Annotated in this window: 15 protein-coding genes and 2 pseudogenes; 10 read left to right on the forward strand and 7 right to left on the reverse strand. The window is 64.2% G+C overall.

Annotated features, from left to right (window positions below):
* Window positions 1–64 precede the first annotated feature (64 nt).
* A pseudogene (locus tag ACQ4MM_RS21185) lies at window positions 65–817 on the forward strand (methyl-accepting chemotaxis protein); the annotation flags it as partial.
* Window positions 818–832: 15 nt separating this feature from the next.
* On the opposite strand, the gene ACQ4MM_RS21190 reads toward ACQ4MM_RS21185, so the two are convergent.
* A complete protein-coding gene (locus tag ACQ4MM_RS21190; RefSeq protein WP_431479214.1) occupies window positions 833–2,512 on the reverse strand; it encodes a diguanylate cyclase domain-containing protein in 1,680 nt (559 codons plus the stop codon).
* Between the two features lie 288 nt (window positions 2,513–2,800).
* Here ACQ4MM_RS21190 and ACQ4MM_RS21195 point away from each other — a divergent pair, with 288 nt between their 5' ends.
* Window positions 2,801–5,107: an FdhF/YdeP family oxidoreductase gene (locus ACQ4MM_RS21195; protein ID WP_431479215.1), complete on the forward strand. Its 2,307-nt coding sequence runs from the start codon at window positions 2,801–2,803 to the stop codon at window positions 5,105–5,107.
* On the opposite strand, the gene ACQ4MM_RS21200 is transcribed toward ACQ4MM_RS21195, so the two are convergent.
* The 6 genes from ACQ4MM_RS21200 to ACQ4MM_RS21225 form a co-directional block, all read right to left on the reverse strand.
* Window positions 5,091–5,402: an ATP-binding protein gene (locus ACQ4MM_RS21200; protein ID WP_431479216.1), complete on the reverse strand. Its 312-nt coding sequence runs from the start codon at window positions 5,400–5,402 to the stop codon at window positions 5,091–5,093. The genes ACQ4MM_RS21195 and ACQ4MM_RS21200 overlap by 17 nt on opposite strands.
* A 148-nt stretch (window positions 5,403–5,550) precedes the next feature.
* Complete coding sequence (locus tag ACQ4MM_RS21205; RefSeq protein WP_431479217.1) at window positions 5,551–5,730, reverse strand: hypothetical protein; 180 nt, start codon at window positions 5,728–5,730, stop codon at window positions 5,551–5,553.
* Between the two features lie 150 nt (window positions 5,731–5,880).
* Window positions 5,881–6,015, reverse strand: coding sequence for a hypothetical protein (locus ACQ4MM_RS21210; protein WP_431479218.1), 135 nt, complete (start codon window positions 6,013–6,015; stop codon window positions 5,881–5,883).
* Window positions 6,012–6,419 carry a hypothetical protein gene (locus ACQ4MM_RS21215; protein WP_431479219.1) on the reverse strand — a complete coding sequence of 136 codons (408 nt, stop codon included), beginning with the start codon at window positions 6,417–6,419 and terminating at the stop codon, window positions 6,012–6,014. Before ACQ4MM_RS21215 ends, ACQ4MM_RS21210 begins: the two co-directional genes overlap by 4 nt.
* Before the next feature lie 230 nt (window positions 6,420–6,649).
* Complete coding sequence (locus ACQ4MM_RS21220) at window positions 6,650–6,898, reverse strand: hypothetical protein (protein WP_431479220.1); 249 nt, start codon at window positions 6,896–6,898, stop codon at window positions 6,650–6,652.
* Complete coding sequence (locus tag ACQ4MM_RS21225) at window positions 6,895–7,161, reverse strand: hypothetical protein (protein WP_431479221.1); 267 nt, start codon at window positions 7,159–7,161, stop codon at window positions 6,895–6,897. Before ACQ4MM_RS21225 ends, ACQ4MM_RS21220 begins: the two co-directional genes overlap by 4 nt.
* A 682-nt stretch (window positions 7,162–7,843) precedes the next feature.
* On the opposite strand from ACQ4MM_RS21225, the gene ACQ4MM_RS21230 reads away from it, so the two are divergent.
* The 8 genes and pseudogenes from ACQ4MM_RS21230 (at window position 7,844) to ACQ4MM_RS21265 (ending at window position 18,136) form a co-directional block, all read left to right on the forward strand.
* Complete coding sequence (locus tag ACQ4MM_RS21230) at window positions 7,844–7,969, forward strand: DUF6916 family protein (protein ID WP_431479222.1); 126 nt, start codon at window positions 7,844–7,846, stop codon at window positions 7,967–7,969.
* A 34-nt stretch (window positions 7,970–8,003) separates the two neighbouring features.
* Entirely contained in the window at window positions 8,004–8,279 is a 276-nt protein-coding gene (locus ACQ4MM_RS21235; protein WP_431479223.1) for a phage tail protein, read from the forward strand.
* A complete protein-coding gene (locus ACQ4MM_RS21240; protein ID WP_431479224.1) occupies window positions 8,255–8,461 on the forward strand; it encodes a hypothetical protein in 207 nt (68 codons plus the stop codon). Before ACQ4MM_RS21235 ends, ACQ4MM_RS21240 begins: the two co-directional genes overlap by 25 nt.
* 92 nt (window positions 8,462–8,553) lie before the next feature.
* Complete coding sequence (locus tag ACQ4MM_RS21245) at window positions 8,554–8,739, forward strand: phage tail protein (RefSeq protein WP_431479225.1); 186 nt, start codon at window positions 8,554–8,556, stop codon at window positions 8,737–8,739.
* A gap of 322 nt (window positions 8,740–9,061) precedes the next feature.
* Window positions 9,062–9,591: pseudogene (locus tag ACQ4MM_RS21250) on the forward strand (phage tail protein).
* 96 nt (window positions 9,592–9,687) lie between these two features.
* Window positions 9,688–9,972, forward strand: a complete 285-nt coding sequence (locus tag ACQ4MM_RS21255; RefSeq protein ID WP_431479226.1) for a GNAT family N-acetyltransferase — start codon at window positions 9,688–9,690, stop codon at window positions 9,970–9,972.
* A 118-nt stretch (window positions 9,973–10,090) separates the two neighbouring features.
* The gene (locus ACQ4MM_RS21260; RefSeq protein WP_431479227.1) at window positions 10,091–10,387 is read left to right on the forward strand and encodes a DUF6916 family protein; all 297 of its coding nucleotides are present in this window, start codon (window positions 10,091–10,093) and stop codon (window positions 10,385–10,387) included.
* Window positions 10,388–10,489: 102 nt separating this feature from the next.
* Window positions 10,490–18,136, forward strand: coding sequence for a YDG domain-containing protein (locus ACQ4MM_RS21265; RefSeq protein ID WP_431479228.1), 7,647 nt, complete (start codon window positions 10,490–10,492; stop codon window positions 18,134–18,136).
* Window positions 18,137–18,246: the final 110 nt, after the last annotated feature.

The raw sequence follows: 18,246 nt of genomic DNA on the forward strand, positions 1-18,246 counted from the left end.
GAATATACTCGACTAGTGATCTTTTCCTCACCTCGTTGTGAGATGTTGATCACTAGTCGAGTATGACCTGTCTTCCCGCACCGAGCAGCAGGCCAGCGCGCTGGAGGAAACTGCCGCCACCATGGAGCAGCTGACCAGCACCGTGCGGCAGAACGCCGACAATGCGCGCCAGGCTAACCAGCTTGCGGCTCAGGCGTCGGAAGTGGCGGCGCGCGGCGGGCAGGTGGTGTCGCAGGTGGTCGATACCATGGCCTCGATCAACAATTCCTCGCGCAAGGTGGTGGACATCATTTCCGTGATCGACGGCATCGCGTTCCAGACCAATATCCTGGCACTGAATGCCGCAGTGGAAGCGGCGCGCGCCGGCGAGCAGGGGCGCGGTTTTGCGGTGGTGGCAAGCGAGGTGCGCAACCTGGCGCAACGCAGCGCGGCGGCGGCAAAAGAGATCAAGGAGCTGATCGGCAGTTCGGTGGGCGAAGTGGAGGCGGGCAGTGCGCTGGTGGCGCAGGCCGGCACCACGATGGGCGAGGTGGTGGCCAGCGTGCGCCGCGTGAGCGATATCGTCAACGAGATCAGCGCGGCCAGCGGTGAGCAGAGCAACGGCATCGGCCAGGTCAACCAGGCCATCAGCCAGATGGATGGGGTAACGCAGCAAAATGCCGCGCTGGTCGAACAGGCAGCCGCTGCGGCGGAAAGCCTGCAGCAGCAGGCGGCAACGCTGGTGGCCCTGGTCGGTGAATTCCGCATGGGGCAAGCGGTGCGCGCTCCTGCCAGCGCGGGTACTAGCCTGGCCCTTTCCGAGAGGCGCCCAGCATGACCGGGGCAACACTAATCAGAAGCGGCTGGAGGGCCAGCTCTTCTTGTCACCCTTGTCGGCTTTGCCGGGCGCCACGAACTCGCGCACCGACAGCATGCGCTCGGCGCCGACGGTATTGACCGCAAAGCCATTGCGCCCGGCCGCCTTGACGCAGTAGAGCGCCTGGTCGGCGGCCAGCATCACCTTGTCGACATCGGCCGGCAGCTCGGTGGTGAGGGCGATGCCGATGCTGGCGCTGACGTTCAGCGGGCGGCCGTTGACTTCGAACGGCGCTTGCATCGCCGCCACGATTTTCTCGCCCAGCAGGTTGACGTCGTGGCCGGCCTCCAGGTGCTCGAAGACGATCACGAATTCGTCGCCGGCGATGCGCGCCACGGTGTCGGTGCTGCGCACCGCATCGCGCATGCGGTCGGCGAACTGAATCAGCACCGCGTCGCCGGCCTGGTGGCCGAAGTTGTCGTTGATCCCCTTGAAGTAATCGATGTCGATCACGGCCAGGCCGATCTGCTGGCCGGCGCGGATGGCGCGTTTCAGCGCTTGCGGGAAGAACTCGTCGAACATGCGGCGGTTGTGGGCCCCGGTCAGCGGGTCGGTAGTGGCCAGTCGCTGCAAGTTGCGCTCGGCCATCTGCTGCTGGCGCGCGACCTGGTAAAAGGCGCGGCTCAGGTGGCCGAATTCATCGGGCTTGCCGGAGTTGAACTGCTCGATATCGATATTGCCACGGCCGAAGGCGCGTACCTGGCCGTGCAGCGCGTACAGGGGCGCCAGCAGGGCGCGCAGCAGCAGCCAGGCGCCCAGGCCCGCCACCAGGGCCACGACCGAAGCGGCCGCCAGGGCACGCCAGCGCAGCGTGGCCATCGAAGCAAATACATCTCGGATGGGGAAGGAGACCGCGACCGTCCAGTCGGCCTTTTGCAGGCGCTTATGGGCCAGCAGGACCGGCTTGCCTTCGTCGAGGGCGTCATCGCGCCAGCCGTCCGCAGCCGCCAGCACCGCCGCGCCCAAGGTCCCCGGCGCGGCGGCCTGGGTCAGCACGCGGTTCTGGTCGGGATGGTAGAGGGTGGTGCCGTCGGCGGTCAGGATGAACAGATAGCCTTCAGCCTTGCCGCGCAGGGCGTTCAACTGGCCGGCGAAGGCTGGGCGTTGCAGGTCGACGGTGCCGACCAGCACGTAGTCAAGGCTGCCGTCGCGGCCGAACACCGGTTGCGTGATGGCCAGCACCGGACGGCCCGACAGCACGCTGCGGAACGGGGCCGAAACGATGCCTTCCTGGGCCGTCACGGTATCGCGGAAGTATTGGCGGTTTTTGCTGTTGAGCTTGCCGATCATGCGGCGGTCCTGCAGATTGGCGACCAGCTTGCCGTCGGCATCATAAGCGGTGACGTTGAAGAATTCATCGCGCAACGCCCCGCGCAGCTCGAGCTGGGCCTGGACTTTGCTGGCCGCGATCGGCTCGGCCTGCATGCTCTCGGCCAGGACGCGCAACACTTGCAATTTGGAAGTTAAATCCCGGTCAAGGTACGCCGCCGCGCTCGACAGCATCGACATCTCCTGCGCAGCAATCACCTTGCGCATCTCCTGCTCAGCCACCAGCAGTGAAACGCCGGCGATCAATGCAGTGGCAAACATGACGATCAGCACCAGCAGGGCGGTGATCTTGAATTTGAAGGTCTGGAGTCGTGGAATTTGGCGCACAACCATCTCTTGAAGAGGGAGAGTGCCAGGCGAGGGTTTGGCCAGAAGGAAACGTTGCGCGGGGTCAAGGCGCAGGCGAAGTATAAATCAAAGACAGCCGCCCAAGCTACTGCCGCGCATGCCCCGTTGTCACGTGGCAACTCAGCAATAGCAGCTTGAAAGTCGGGGTCAGCTCCGGCAATCGGACATTTTGCTCTGCACGAAGCGCAAAGCTCCTCGAGAAGCCGGAGCTGTCCCCGACTTTCATATGTTAACATCGCGGGCTTGACAGTATGGCCGGAGATCCACGTGCAGCATCCGATTCGCTTCTATGACAAACCTGCTGGCGGCCTAGGCTCGCTGAACGGCACCGCTAAAGCCCTGCGCAGCAACAGCCCGCTGCCGGCGTTGAAAGTCCTGCCGCAGCTGAACCAGCCGGGCGGGGTGGATTGCCCTGGCTGCGCCTATCCGGATTCACCCAAGGATAAGGCGGTCGATTTCTGCGAGCAGGGTGCATGGGCGGTTGCGCATGAATCGACGGCGCGCCGCGCGACGCCGGAATTTTTCGCGGCCAATCCGTTGGCAACGCTGCGCACCCGCGCGGAGTGGGAGCTGGAAGGTTTCGGCCGCTTGACCGCACCGATGCTGTACCACCGCGCCAGCGATACCTACCGTGAGATCGAGTGGGCGGAGGCGTTCAAGCTGGCTGCCGGTGCCTTGCGTGCGCTCGATGCTCCGGGCCGTGCGGTGTTCTACGCGTCCGGCCGCAGCAGCAATGAGGCGGCTTTCCCTTACCAGCTGTTTGCGCGCGCCTTCGGCACCAACAACATGCCCGACTCGTCGAACTATTGCCACGAGTCGTCCGGTATGGCGCTGGGGACCACCATCGGCGTGGGCAAGTCGACCGTCACGCGTGAGGATTTCGAACACGCGGAGGCGATTTTCGTGTTCGGCCAGAATCCTGCGACCAACCATCCGCGCATGCTCGGTGACTTGCGCGAGGCTGCGCTGCGCGGCTGCCGCATTGCTGCCTTCAACCCGATGCTGGAGCCGGGCTTGCGCGGTTTTGCCGATCCGCAATCGCCGGTCGAAACCCTGACGGGGCGCGGCACGCGCATCGCCAGCGAGTATTTCCAGGTGCGCGTCGGCGGCGACCTGGCGGCCATCACCGGCATGTGCAAGGCCGTGCTGGAAGCGGAGGAGGCGGGCGGCAAGGTGCTGGAGCGCGACTTTATCGCGCGCCATACCAGCGGTTTCGAGGAATTTGCCGCCACCGTGCGCGCCCAGTCTTGGCAGCAGGTAGAGCAGGATAGCGGCCTGTCGCGCGAGCAGATCGAAAAGGCGGCGGCAATCTATATCGCGTCCAAAGCCACCATTGCTACCTGGTGCATGGGGCTGACCCAGCATGAGTACGCGATCGAAACCATCCAGATGCTGGTCAACCTGATGCTCTTGCGCGGTAACGTTGGCAAGCCGGGTGCGGGCCTGATGCCGGTGCGCGGCCATTCGAACGTGCAGGGCGACCGCACGGTGGGCGTGACCAACCGGCCGAAAAGGGAGTGGCTGGATGGGCTTGAGCGCGTTTTCGGCTTTACGCCGCCGGCGCAGCACGGGCTCGACGCGGTGGCCGCCATCAACGGCATCATGGACGGTTCGGTGCATGCCTTCCTTGGCCTGGGCGGCAACTTTGCCGTGGCCGGGCCGGATACGCCGCGCGTGCTGCAAGCGATGGAGGGCCTGCAGTTGACGGTGCATATCGCCACCAAGCTGAATCGCACCCACCTGCATCCTGGCCAGGTCGGCTTGCTGCTGCCTTGTCTTAGCCGTACCGAGCGCGATGAGCAGGAGGGCGGCCGCCAATTCGTCAGCGTGGAAGATACGGCCAGCATGGTGCACGCTTCGGCCGGGCGCAGCGATCCGGCCAGCGCCAAGCTGCGTTCGGAGCCGCATATCGTGACCGAACTGGCGCGCCACACGCTGGCCGCAGGCGCGGAAGTATCGGGCATCGACTGGCAAGCCATGGGCCGCGACTACAGCGTTACGCGTGCGCTGATCGAGCAGGTCGCGCAGACTGCGGTGGCGGGCTTCGAAAAATACAATGACCGCATCGCGCAACCGCGCGGCTTCCACCTTCCAAACAGCGCGCGCAACCGCGACTGGAAGACTGCCAGCGGCAAGGCGCAATTCAGCGCCATTGCGCTGCCGCAGGACACAATCATGGGCCGCGCCCGCGCTGCCTTCGGCGACGATGTGCTGTGCCTGGCCACCGTGCGCGCGCACCGGCAGTACAACACCACCGTTTACCGCGACACCACGGGCGAGGTGGACCGCTACCGCGGCGTGCACCATACGCGCAAGGTGCTGTTCATTTCAGAGGGAACCGTGGCGCGCCTTGGCCTGCGCGACGGCCAACTGGTCGACGTGCATGCGGCCGCGCCGGACGGCATTGCGCGCAAATGCGCCGGCTACCAGCTGGTGCAGTACGACGTGCCGGATGGCGATGTGTTCGGCTATTTCCCGGAACTGACGCCGCTGATCTCTCCGGCGCTGGTGGCGCGCGGTTCGGCCACGCCCGCCTTCAAGGAAGTGCCGGTGCTGCTCAAACCCGCGGAATAATCGGTTCTTCGTGGTGCATCGGCGCATCCAGCGGGATGGTGATGCGGAAGGTGGTGCCCCGCGCCGGGCATTGCTGTCGACGTGGATCTTGCCGCCAAGGACGGTGGTGACTATGTTGTGCACGATGTTCAGTCCCAGTCCCCGAACTGCCTTCGCTCATGCGGGTGGTGAAGAAGGGATCGAAGATACGATTGAGGTGGCCGGACGCGATGCCGGCACCGTCGTCGCTGATGATGATTTCGGCGTGTACGCCGGCAGGGCACCGGCACCGAGATCGATAGCCGCCCGTGGTCACGATCGCGGAAGCCGTGCACGATGGCGTTGTTCACCAAGGCTGCCAGCACCTGGCCCAAGGGGCCTGGATAGCTGTCCATCGCCACCAGCGAGGGCCACGTCCACGGTAACTTCGTAAGGGGTCTTGCGCAGCACGGGAGATAGGGTGTTCAATGTTTTCCTGGATCACGGCACCGAGGTCCGAAGCGGCGGCGCTGCGAGCTGGCACGGTCCACTGCGACTTGCTTGAAGCTCGATACCAGGCTGGCGGCACGCTCGATATTGCGCGTCAGGAGCAGGCCGATGCCGTCCGCTTCGTCGAGGAACTGATGCATGTCCGAGCGGCGCAAGCCTCCTTCGAAAACGTTGGCCCAGCGCCTGGATCTTTGTCGTGCATGGTGCTGGCCGCGACCAGGCTGTTGCCGATCGGCGTATTGAGTTCATGTGCAATGCCCGCCACCATCGAGCCCAGGGCCGCCAGCCGTTCGCTGCGCGCCAGTTCATCCTGCGCGTGCCGTGCGGCTTCGGTGCGTTTCGGCCACGCGCCGTTCCAGCGACTCGTTGAGGACAGCCAGTTCCTGGTACAGCACGGCCCGCTCCGACAGGCCGGCCAGGATGTTCTCGGCGCATTTCATTGATCTTGTGTGGCCAGCAGGTCCAGCTCCGTATTGCCGCCATGTTTCAGCTCCAGCGGCTTGCTGCCAAGGTTGTCGATGTTCAGGTGGCCGACATAGTCGCTCAGCTGCTGCAGCGGCTTGCCCAGCCAGTGCCGCACCACCAGCACGAAGATGAACCACAGCGCCAGGGTCTTGATCACGGAGTTCACCAGGATCAGGACGAAGCCGTACTGCACCTGGTTGACCACGATGCGCCGGTTCGAGTAGACGGTCCATTTGCCGATTTCCTGCGCAGTGCCGTTTTCAAGCGGGTAGGAAATCGGGAATTCGCGGCTGAAGATCTGGCCGAACAGGCCGTCGTCGCGCCACCGGCGGCGCCAGTCGCCCGTCGGGTTGGGCTTGCATATGCCTGCCGCCTTCATCGAGCACGGTGCCGACCGCGCGTACCAGCTTGCCCTGGTCGTCGACCACCTTGATGCCGACCACGATCGGCAGCTCCATCATGCCGGCCAGGGATGCCGCGCATGATGTCGTCGTTGAAGCGCCACATGGCGTCGGCGATGCCGGGGCCGAAGGTGTGCTGCAATCGCTTCGATTTCGCTTTCGACGCGGCTGCGCGTATGTTTGTACTCCGCGGTGAGCTGGACGACGGTCACCACCACCGTGACGATGAAATAGCAGCCGAAGATAATGCGCAGCAGGCGCGCGGCGATCGAGCGGGTGTCATTTGAACCAGCGCTCCTCGATCTGCTATGTAGCGTGGCGAATTGAGCAGCTTGTCGTAGCCCTGGTTGAAGCGCGCCAGCATTTCGCGGCTATCCGGCGCGCTCTTGCTGAAGGCGATGAACAGGTCGGGCGTAGCGACGGTCCCCACCAGCGCGAAAACGGCCGCCGAACTCACTCGGCTTGCTGCGAAACAGGGCGTTGGCGATGCGTTCTTCGGCCGCCATGTACTCGATGCGGTCGGCCATCAGCAATGCGGAAGCCATACTCGTTCTTGTCCACCACGCGGCGCCGGATGCGGGTGTTGACGTCGAATGCCTCGCCGTACTCGTAATCGCGTTGTACGCCGACCGTGTGCCCCTCCAGGTCTTTGCTGCGCAGGCCGCGCTGGCGCGAGCCCGCCCGCGCGTAGATATTCATGCGGGTGGAAAACAGCGGCATCCGGGGCCACAGGTAGAGCGGCCTGATCAGGCTGTTCGGGGACGGCGTCGAAGCATGCCGTCAGTTGGCCGCTGCGTGTTTCGGCCAATGCAGCGGGAATAGGGCAGGGCCCGGAATTCTGCCGTGACGCCCCGCCAGGGCAAAGGCTTCGCGCACGACGTCGACTGCGAATCCCTGGGCGTGCTGCTGAGGCGCCGAAGAATAAGGCGCCCCAATCATCCTCCGCTCCGACCACCACCGTGGGGCCGGCGCATGCGTGCGATGCGGCAAGCAGTACCGCAAGAATAGAGGAGCGGAACACACGGCACATGTTGAGTGACACCGTAGGGGAGGCGGGCTGCATTCAGGCAAGTATAAACTTTGCGTTCGCTAGCGTTTAACTATTTGGGGCGCCTGTTGTAACCGAACCATAGAACGCTGCCAGGCGCCCATGGAAGATGCCTCGAGTTTAGGTTTATTGCAAAAATGTAATACAGATTAAGGAAAAATAATCGTACAATGTGAAGTTTTTCAACGATAGAAAAGTTGTAAGTTTGCCGTGTCGACAGTTGTTTTCCTACTTTCAGGCCCGTCTCGGGGGCCCACTTCTCCGTAGCGGGTTCCGCACTCACGCTGGCGCTGGCCGAAGTCCGGCCAACGGCCAATCCACAGGCTTTTTCGCTCACTTTCCAGGGGCCTGCCCGTGCCGGAACTGGAGCAGCAAACCGTCATCCTGGAACGCCCCGGTGATGACGATCTGGCCATTTTTATCGTCCCCGCCAGCCGTAACAGCGCCGGGCTGCAGTACCACGCCGTATTTAACAATTAACCGTCACCAGGGAGACCATATGGCAGAGCCATACTTGGCCGAGATCAAGCTCGTCTCGTTCAACTACCCGCCGAAAGGTTGGGCTTTTTGCAATGGGCAATTTTTGCCGATCAACCAGAACCAGGCCCTGTTTTCACTGCTGGGGACTACCTACGGCGGGAATGGGCAAACCACCTTTGCGCTGCCGGACCTGCGCGGGCCGCGTGCCCGCGCATATCGGCGCAGGCATTTACCAGGGCCAGGCCAGTGGTGGGCGTTTGCGCATACCTTGACCCAGGCGGGAAATTGCCTGGCCACATCCACCGCCTGAATGCCAGCACGGCAGTTGCAACGACCAGCGATCCGAACGGCTCACTGCTGGCGCCGCAAGGGCCGGCTGCACGCGCGGATGCCTTCAATGGCTTGCCGAACGTGGGCCTGGTGTCGAACCAGGTGTCGAGCACCGGCGGCTCGCAGCCGCACGAGAATACCCTAACCCTACCTGGGCGCTGAATTTCATCATCGCGCGCTGCAGGGCATTTTCCCTAGCCAGAATTGAACGGAGCCGACCATGTCTAGTCCTTTTATTGGCGAAATCCGCATGTTTGGCGGCAATTTCGCGCCGACCGGCTGGGGCCTTTTGCGATGGCCAGCTGCTGCCGATCTCAGAAAACGACACCCTGTTCACTCTGATCGGCACCACCTATGGCGGCGACGGGCAGTCCACCTTCGCACTGCCCGATATGCGCAGCCGCGTGCCCGCTGCATGCCGGCAGCCTGCAAGGCCGTAGTTTCGTCATCGGCGAGACGGGCGGCGCTGAGAGCGTCACCCTGACTTCGCAGCAACTCCCGAACCACAGCCACACCATCATCGGCAGCAGCGAACGTGGTAGCGGCGCCTTCACCAACCTGACCGGCTACCCCGGCAGCGACGGTGGCCGCAGGCACGGCAATGTACGGCACCACGGACAACAATGTGTTGCCGATGGCGGCAGGAGCCATCACACCGGCAGGCGGATCGCAACCGCACGACAACATGGCGCCTTACCTTGGCGTCAATTTTCATCATTTCGCTGTACGGCGTATTCCCGCAGCAGTCTTGAGGACCTTTCGATGGATTCACCATTTGTTGCGGAAATCCGCATGTTTGCAAGCAACTTCGCGCCGACCGGCTGGGCCACCTGCGATGGCCAACTGCTGCCGATCTCGCAGAACACGGCGCTGTTTTCCCTGCTGGGCACCACCTATGGCGGCGACGGCAAATCGACTTTTGCCTTGCCCGACCTGAACGGCCGCTCGCCGCTGCATCCCGGGCAAGGTACAGGCCTGTCCGCTGCGCGACCTGGGCGAACAGGGCGGCAGCGACACGGTCAGCCTGCTCGAATCGGAAATGCCGTTCCACTCCCACAACCTGCAAGCGACCACCGTCACAGCCAACCAGCTGGCGCCAGGCGCTTCCAGCGGCTTTGCCAAGTCGGGATCGATGAACCAGATCTACAGCAAAACCACCACCGGCATGCTGCCGATGCGCCCCGAAGTGCTGGCAGTGGCAGGCAGCGGCCAACCGCATAACAACCGCCAGCCTTACCTTGGCCTGTTGTTCTGCAATCGCGCTGCAGGGCGTGTTCCCGCCGCGTTCCTGATGCAGCTCACGCTGCGCAGCGAGGCTGCGGCGGACCGCGCTTTCCTGCGCACGCTGTTCGGCGCAGTCCGCGTGCGCGAACTGGGGGCTGGCCGGCATGGACGAAGCCCTGCTGCAGCCTTTGCTCGACATGCAGTTCGAGGCGCAGCGGCAGTCGTACCTGCAAGCCTATCCGGCGGCGCGCTTCGACATCATCGAAGTCGACGGGGTTGCTGCCGGGCGGCACATTGTGGCGCAAGCGGGCGACGCCCTGCATCTGGTCGACATCGCACTGTTGCCGGCATGGTGTGGACAAGGCATCGGCAGCACGCAACTGCGCGCCTTGCAGTGGGAAGCAGCCGGCGCGGGCTTGCCGCTGCGCTTACAATGTAGCACTGAATAACCGGGCCGAGGCGCTGTATTGCCCGCCTCGGCTTCAAAGAAACTGGGATGTCCGGCATGCACCGGGCCATGGAATGGGAGAACGACAATGAATGACCGAGTAACTTCGCGGACGCACCTTGCTGAAAGCAGGCGGCGGTTCTTTGCTGGCTGCGGGCCTTGGCTTGCGCGCACCGGCAGTCCTTGCTGATGAAAATGGCAACAGCTTTGGCTGGAGCCGTGCCGCTGCCGAACGCCTGGTTGGCCAGGTTTTCTGGCTGAATCATCCGGAGCATCGCGCTTTGCAAATCAAGCTGGAACGGGTGCAAGCCTCGCGGATCGCACCCAATGGCGCGGAAGTAATGCAATTCACGGTGGTGTTCTCAGCCGCCGCGCAGCCGGCTATCCAGGCCGGCAGCTACGAAAATCGAAAATGAAGCGACGGGTCGCCAGTTGGTGTTCCTGCAGCCGGGGCGCCCGCCAAGGTGCGCTGGTCACGCTGCGCCGCCGACTTCAACCTGCACGTTTAAGGAAACACAATGCACAAACACGCCTCCGCCAACCGTTTTTATCGCCTCGTCTGGAGCACGGTGCACCGCTGCTGGGTGGCCGTCGCCGAAGGCACGCGCAGTCACGGCAAAGGCGGCGCGCGCCGCCGCGCCGCCGCTGTGCTGGCGGGCAGCCTGGCCATGGCGGGGGCGGCTTCGGCCGGCGCACCGCCGGTCAATGCGCTGCCGACCGGCATGCAACTGGTGGCAGGCCAGGCTGGCGTGAATGTGCAGGGCAACAGCATGACGGTGAACCAGGCCACGCAGCAGGCCATCATGAACTGGCAGGGCTTCAATATCGGCGCCAATGCCCAGGTGCGCTTCAACCAGCCGAACGCATCGGCGGTGGCGCTGAACCGGGTGGTGGGCGGCGAGGCGAGCGCCATCTTCGGCAAGCTGTCCTCCAATGGCAAGGTGTTCCTGGTCAATCCGCAGGGCGTGTTGTTTGGCGCCAGCGCGCAGGTGGACGTGGGCGGGTTGCTTGCCTCCAGCCTCGGCATCTCGGACCAGTCTTTCCTGTCCGGCAGCTATCGTTTCAGCGGCAACGGAGCGGGCGCGGTACGCAATGAAGGCCGCATCAACGCTGCCGGCGGCGTCGTGGCCTTCCTCGCGCCGACCGTATCGAACAGCGGCAGCATTTCGGCGCAAGGCGGCAGCGTGGCACTCGCGGCAGGCAATGCCGTGGCGATGGACTTCCGCGGCGACGGCCTGATCACGCTGCGCGTGGAACAGGGCGCGCTCGATGCACTGGCCGAGAACAAAGGCTTGCTGCAGGCTGATAACGGCCAGGTGCTGTTGACCGCGAAAGCGGCCGATGCGCTGGCGCGTTCCACTGTCAATAACGCGGGTGTGGTGCAGGCGCGCGGGCTGGTGGCCGATGGCGGCACGATCCGTCTGGTGGGCGACGGGCTGGTGCAGGCAGGCCAGCTTGATGCCTCGTCCAGCAAGGGCCAGGGCGGCAACGTCAGGATTGCGGGCGGTTTCGTTGCGCTTGATGGCGCGGTGCGCGCGGACGGCGTGCGCGGCGGCAGCGTGGACGTGACGGCAGCTGGCGACTTGTCGGCTGCTGCGGCACTGTCGGCAGCCGGCATGGCAGGCAAGGGCGGTAGCATCAATCTCATCTCCGGCGCCAGCCTGGCAGAGAACACTTCGGCTTCCACCAATGTGAGCGGCGCCACCGACGGCGGCGCCGTATCGCTGCAGGCCGGCGGCAGCCTGCTGTCTTCCGGCCGGCACGATGCGCATGGCGTGGCGGGCACGGGCGGCCGGGTCGATATCAGCGGCGCCGACGTGCGCCTGATGGGCGCGAACGTCGATGCTTCCGGTGCAACCCAGGGCGGCCTGGTGCGCGTAGGCGGTGCGTTCCAGGGCGGCGCGCAGCGCACCGATGCACCGGACGCGGACCGCTTCACCGCACGCTGGGGCGCCACGGCCAGTATTGCCAATGCAGATGCCACCTTCCTCAATGACAGCACCACGCTGGACGTCTCGGCGCGCGGCGCAGCTGGACAGGGCGGCACTGCCGTCGTGTGGTCGCAGCAGCAAACCACCATGCTGGGAGCCATCAAGGCGAACGGCGCAGCCCGCGGCGGCGCGGTTGAAATCTCGTCGCATGAGGACTTGCGTCACGTTGGCCTGGAGCGGCTCGATATCGGCGCCGGCGGCCGCCTGCTGCTGGACCCGAAGAATATCGTGATCGGCAGCTTTACCAACCAGTGGACTTATGACGCAGTCATCGGCAAGGGCTTCAGCGGCGGCAAGAACCGCGACGTGGCAAGCCTGAAGGAAGGCGACTGGTTCGGCTACAGCGTGGCGCTGACGTCCGACGGCAGGGGCCTTGCGGTCGGCGCACCGCTCGACGACGGCCTTGCCGGCGCCGCCGATGCCAACTACGGCGCCGTGCGCCTGTTTACCTTTAACGATGGCCAGTTCAACGGCGGCCTGTTGGTTGGCACCATCGGCCATGGCTACACCGGCGGCAACAACTACAATTTGTCGGCCCAGTTGACCGGCGGCGACGCTTTCGGCAGTTCGGTCGCATTGAGCCGCAGCGGCAATGTGCTGGCCGTCGGCGCGCTTGGCAGCGACTACACGGGCAAGGTGTACACCTTCGGCTTTGGCACCGGCTTCACCGCACCGGCCTTGACCCAGACGATTGTCAGCAGCGGGGCCGCTTCGAATGGTTTTGGCGTTTCGGTCGCGCTGAATGGCGACGGCGACAAGCTGGCGGTGGGTGCATTGTTCGACAATAGTGTTGAACTGTTTACGAAATCGAGCGGCAATTTCTCGACCCTGCGCAAGGTGAACGGCACTGCGGACACCCAGTTCGGCAGCGCCGTGGCTCTCAATGACGCGGGCACGCAATTGGCGGTCGGGGCTCCGGCCGAGAACAATAGCAAGGGCATGGTCTACCTGTACTCCACGCCGTTTGCTTCCTTGAATAGCGAAGGTTCGATCGGCCAGGGCGGCAGCAAGCTGAACATCAGCCTGAACGACGGCGAGTTGTTCGGCTCCTCGCTGGCGATGAACGACGCCGGCACACGCCTGGCAATCGGATCGCCAACCAACGGCGGCCTTGGCAGCACCGGTACCGGCCCTGGCGCCGTGCGCATCATCGACTACTCCGGCACCTACTCGTCGCCTGCCGTCACTGCAGTGATCGGCCGTGATTACACCCAGGGCGCAAACGCCAGCCTTGACATCAACGACTACGGCAACTTCGGCTTCGCCGTGGCCATGAACGGCGCTGGCGACAGCCTGGTAGTGGCACAGCCTTTCGCCGACTCGGCCGATGGCAGCGTGTTCCAGACCGGATCGGTCAGTTTGTTCCGCCTGCTGCCGGCCCCGGCAGCCGCCTCGCTGTCGTTTGGCCAGGCCTATCCGCAAGCGAATGTGAACGCTTCGGTGGACGCGCAAAAGCTGGCCGCCGCCCTGGCAGCCGGTACCAGCATTACGCTACAAGCCAACAATGACATCACCTGGCTGGCCGGCAACGCCATCAATGCAGCCGGCACCGGCGACCTGTCGCTTCAAGCAGGACGCAGCGTCGAGCTGAACTCGAACATCACCATGGGCGGCAAGCTGAATGTCACCGCCAACGCCGGCACCGCGGCCGGCGTGGTCAGCGCCTATCGCAGCGCCGGCAACGCGGTCATTACGGTTGCCAATGGCACGGCAATCAATGCCGGCAACGTCAACCTGACCATCGATACCGGCGCAGGCCAGGCCGAATCCGCCAGCGGCGATATCACCATTGCAGGCACTGTCAATGCCAAGACGATCACCGTCGTGAACAAAGGCCCATCGGCCGGAAGCGACGTCGTGATCAACACGGGCGGCCTCCTGACTGGTTCGGGCGGCGGAGGCGCTGCCACGGTCGTAGTCGCAGCCGCCGGTGCCGGCGGCGGTACCTTTATCAATAACCCCAGCGGCGATGTGCTGCGGGGCGGGACAAATGGTTATTACCACGTGTATGCGGATGCGCCGGCCAATGCCCAGGAACGAATGACCGGCTACAACAAGCATTACAGCCAGTCGTACACGGGAGCTGCTCCTGCATATACCAATGCAGGCGGCAACTGGTTCATGTACAAGCTGTCGCCGACCCTGATCGTCACCGCGCAGAACGCCAGTAAAGTCTACGATGGCAGTGGTTCGCTGCCGGCGTTCAGCTACAACGTCACCGGCTACATCGATGGCGATTCGGGCGGCATCAGCGGGTCGGCCGCCGCCACGGGCTTCATCAAGAACGTCGGTACGTATAGCTTGAACCAGGGAAGCCTGCTCAGCGATCTTGGCTACAACATCAGCTTCGCCTCCGGCAATACCCTGACCGTCACGCCTAAAGCGCTGACCGTCACCGCTACCGGCATCGACAAGGTGTATGACGGCTTGGCGAGCGCCAACGTGACGCTGGGCGATAACCGGGTCAATGGCGACCAGTTGGGCGTGAGCGCAACGTCGAGCACTTTCGCCAACAAGAATGCCGGCAGCGGCAAGGCGGTCAATGTGAACGGCATTGCGCTGTCCGGCGCCGACGCGGTGAATTATTCGCTGGTGTCGACGACGGCGGCCACCAGCGCGAATATCATCCAGCGCACGCTGAACGTGAGCGCTACGGCATCCAACAAGGTCTATGACGGCTCCATCAATGCCAGCGCAACGCTGGGCGACGACCGCGTGGCCGGCGATACGCTGACGGTCAACCAGGCTGGCGCCACGTTTGCAGGCAAGGACGCGGGCGTTGCCAAGGCGGTGCAGGTGACGGGGCTCTCCCTGTCCGGCACGGATGCGGCCAACTATGTGCTCGGGGCGAGCACGGCTTCGGCTACAGCGGATATCACTCAGCGCTTGCTGACAGTAGGCGTGAATGGATCGGACAAGGTCTACGATGGCGCATTGGCTGCGACGGTCGGCTATACCGATGATCGCGTGAATGGGGACGCGCTGACGATTTCGGGCAGCGCCACCTTCGCCGACAAGAACGTCGGTACCGCCAAATCCGTCACGGCCACCGGCCTGGCGCTGTCGGGCACCGATGCAAACAACTACGCGCTGGCGTCGCCCACCGCCGCTACCACGGCGTCGATCACGGCGCGCACGCTGACTGTGACGGCGAGCGGCAACAACAAAGTGTACGACCGCTCGCAGGCGGCGACGGTGAACCTCAGCGATGACCGCGTGGCAGGCGATGTGCTGTCGGTCGGCGGCAATGCGGCCTTCACCGACAAGAATGCCGGCACTGCCAAGGACGTCAATGTGACCGGCATTGCAATCTCCGGGACCGATTCAGGCAACTATGTGCTGTCGTCGACCCTGGCCGCCACCAAGGCGGACATCAGCCAACGCACGCTGACTGTCACCATGACCGGCGGGAACAAGACCTATGACGGGACGACAGGTGCGACGGTGGGCCTGGCAAGCGATGTCCTGGGCGGGGACAGCGTGTCGCTCGGCAGCACAAGCGCAAGCTTCACCGGCAAGAACGCCGGCACCGGCAAGACTGTGAACGTCAGCGGCGTTTCCATCGTTGGCGGCGCCGATGCGGACAACTATGTGCTGGCCTCCAGCGCTATCAGCGGAACGGCCGATATTGCGGCGCGCACGCTGGTGGTGACGGCCACCGGCGCCAACCGCGTGTACGACGGGAGCCGTGCAGCCGGCGTGATCCTGGGCGATGACCGCGTCAATGGCGACCTGCTTTCGGTCAGCGGCAATGCAACCTTCGCTGACAAGAACGTGGGCCTTGCCAAGGACGTCAGCGTAAGCGGCATTTCGCTGTCCGGCGCCGATGCGGTCAATTACGTGCTGTCGGCCGGCCCTGTCGCCACCAAGGCCGACATCAGCGCGCGCTCCCTGAACGCCACGGCGACCGGTGCGAACAAAGTGTATGACCAGGGCACGGCGGCATCCGTGACGCTGGGCGATGACCGTGTTGCAGGCGATGTGCTGTCGCTGGCTTACGGTGCTGCGAACTTCACCAATAAGAATGTCGGCAATGGCAAGACGATCAATGTCAGCGGCATTTCCGCAGCGGGTACGGATTCCGGCAATTATGTGCTGGCATCGGCCAATGCGACTGCCAGCGGCAACATCACTCCGCGCACGCTGGTAGTCGGTGCCCAAGCTGCCAGCAAGGCATACGACGGTGGCCGGTCCGCCAGCGCGAGCTATACCGACGACCGCCTGGCCGGCGACCAGTTATCGGTGAGCGGTAATGCCAGCTTCGCCGACAAGAACGTCGGTAACGGCAAGTCAGTGACGGCCAGCGGACTGTCCTTGTCCGGAACTGATGCCGGCAACTACGCGCCGGCTTCGAACAGCGTCGGTACCACGGCCGATATCACACCGCGCACGCTGAACGTCAGTGTGCAAGGCGATAAGGTTTATGACGGCGGCACTGTGGTTTCGGCAAGCTTCAACGATGACCGCGTGGCGGGCGACGTGCTGTCCGTCAGCGGCAACGGCAACTTCAACAACAAGAATGCGGGCAATGGCAAGGTGCTGACGGCAACCGGTCTTGCCTTGTCCGGCGGCGATGCGGGCAACTACCAGCTGTCGTCGACGAGCGTGGTGGGCTCCGGTTCCATCGCCGCGCGCACCCTGACGGCTAACGTTGCCGCCGCCGACAAGATCTATGACGGCACGACCACCACCTCGGTCGTGTTGCTTGGCGACGACCGTGTGGCGGGCGACCAGTTGGTCCTCTCCGGCGGCACTGGCAGCTTCCTCGACAAGAATGCCGGCAACAACAAGGCAGTCTCCTTGTCCGGCCTCAATGTGGGTGGCGCGGATGCCGGCAACTACGACGTTTCCTTCGTTGCCAATTCCACGGCGAGCATCACCCAGCGTGCGTTGCAGGTCAGCGCAAGCGGCGTGGACAAGGTATATGACGGTTCGCTGGTTGCCGGCATGATTTACAGCGACAACCGCCTTGCCGGGGACCAGCTGCAGGTTAGCGGCAATGCCAGTTTCGCCGACAAGAATGTTGGCAATGGCAAGGCAGTTTCCGTTTCGGGTATTTCCCTGGCCGGCGCAGACGCAGGCAACTACGCCGTCAGCAACGGCACGGCAAACACTTCGGCATCCATCACGCCGAAGGCGCTGGCGGCTGTCGCGAATGGTGTAGTGGGCAAGGTGTATGACGGCGGCACGTCGGTGCAGGTAGCAGCGGGCCAGGTCGGCTTGACCGGTTTCGTCGCTGGCGAAGGCGCATTTGTCGACGCGCTGCAAGGCCAGTACAACAGCGCCAATGTGGTGGGTGCCGGCAGCGTCAAGGCTACGCTGGACGCCGCCGCGGTGAATGCCGATGCCGGCACCGCGCTGTCGAACTATGTGCTGCCGGCCGACGTTGCGCTGGCCGGCAGCATCAGCGCGCGCCAGCTGACGATCGACGGTGTCAGCGTCGCGAGCAAGACCTACGACGGCAACACCAACGCCAGCCTGTCGAATATCGGCAGCCTGTCCGGCCTGGTCAGCGGCGAAAGCCTGGTACTGCAAGGCCCCGCCAGCGTGCAGTTCGATAACCGCGATGCGGGCACCGGCAAGCAAGCCGTCGCCACCGGCTACAGCCTGGCGGACGGTAGCGGCCTGGCATCGAACTACGCGCTGGCCGGCAACAGCATCACCGCCAGCGGCACCATCAACCAGGCGAAGCTGCTGGTGAAGGCTGACGACCAGGCGCGCGCCTATGGCGGCAGCAATCCGGCCCTGACCTGGACTGCCAGCGGCTTCGTTGGCGGCGATACTTCGGCGCTGTTGAACGACGTACATGCGACCACCACGGCGTCGCGCGACTCGGCGCCTGGCAGTTATGCCATCGTCGTCGATGGCAGCCGCCTGGCCAACTACGCGGTCGATTACGTCAATGGCGTGCTGACCGTGGCGCGCCCCCTGCAGCAGTTCGAAAACGTCATTGGCAACGCGGTGAATCCGGCATTGCCTGGACAAAAGGACGTGCTGGGGCGGGGCTCAAACGTGTGGGTGCAACTGGCCGGCGACAGTGGTCCCTTGGTCGGCGTGCCTGCCGACGTTTGCCGCGGTCAATGGCGCCGCCAGCCCGGCCACATTGAACGGATGGGGATGGCTGACCGACCTGGTGCAGCGTGCCAAGGCGCCAACCGCCAGCAACGCGGCTGACGCCATGCCGCAGCAACGCATCGGCGAAACGCGCGAATACACCATTGGCGGCGGCAGCCGCGTGAAAGTACGCGACGGCGGCGTGAACGGCGCCGGCGCACCTAACTGAT

Origin of the sequence: Massilia eburnea (genome assembly GCF_050709955.1) — a bacterium.
GTDB lineage: Bacteria > Pseudomonadota > Gammaproteobacteria > Burkholderiales > Burkholderiaceae_D > Rugamonas > Rugamonas eburnea_A.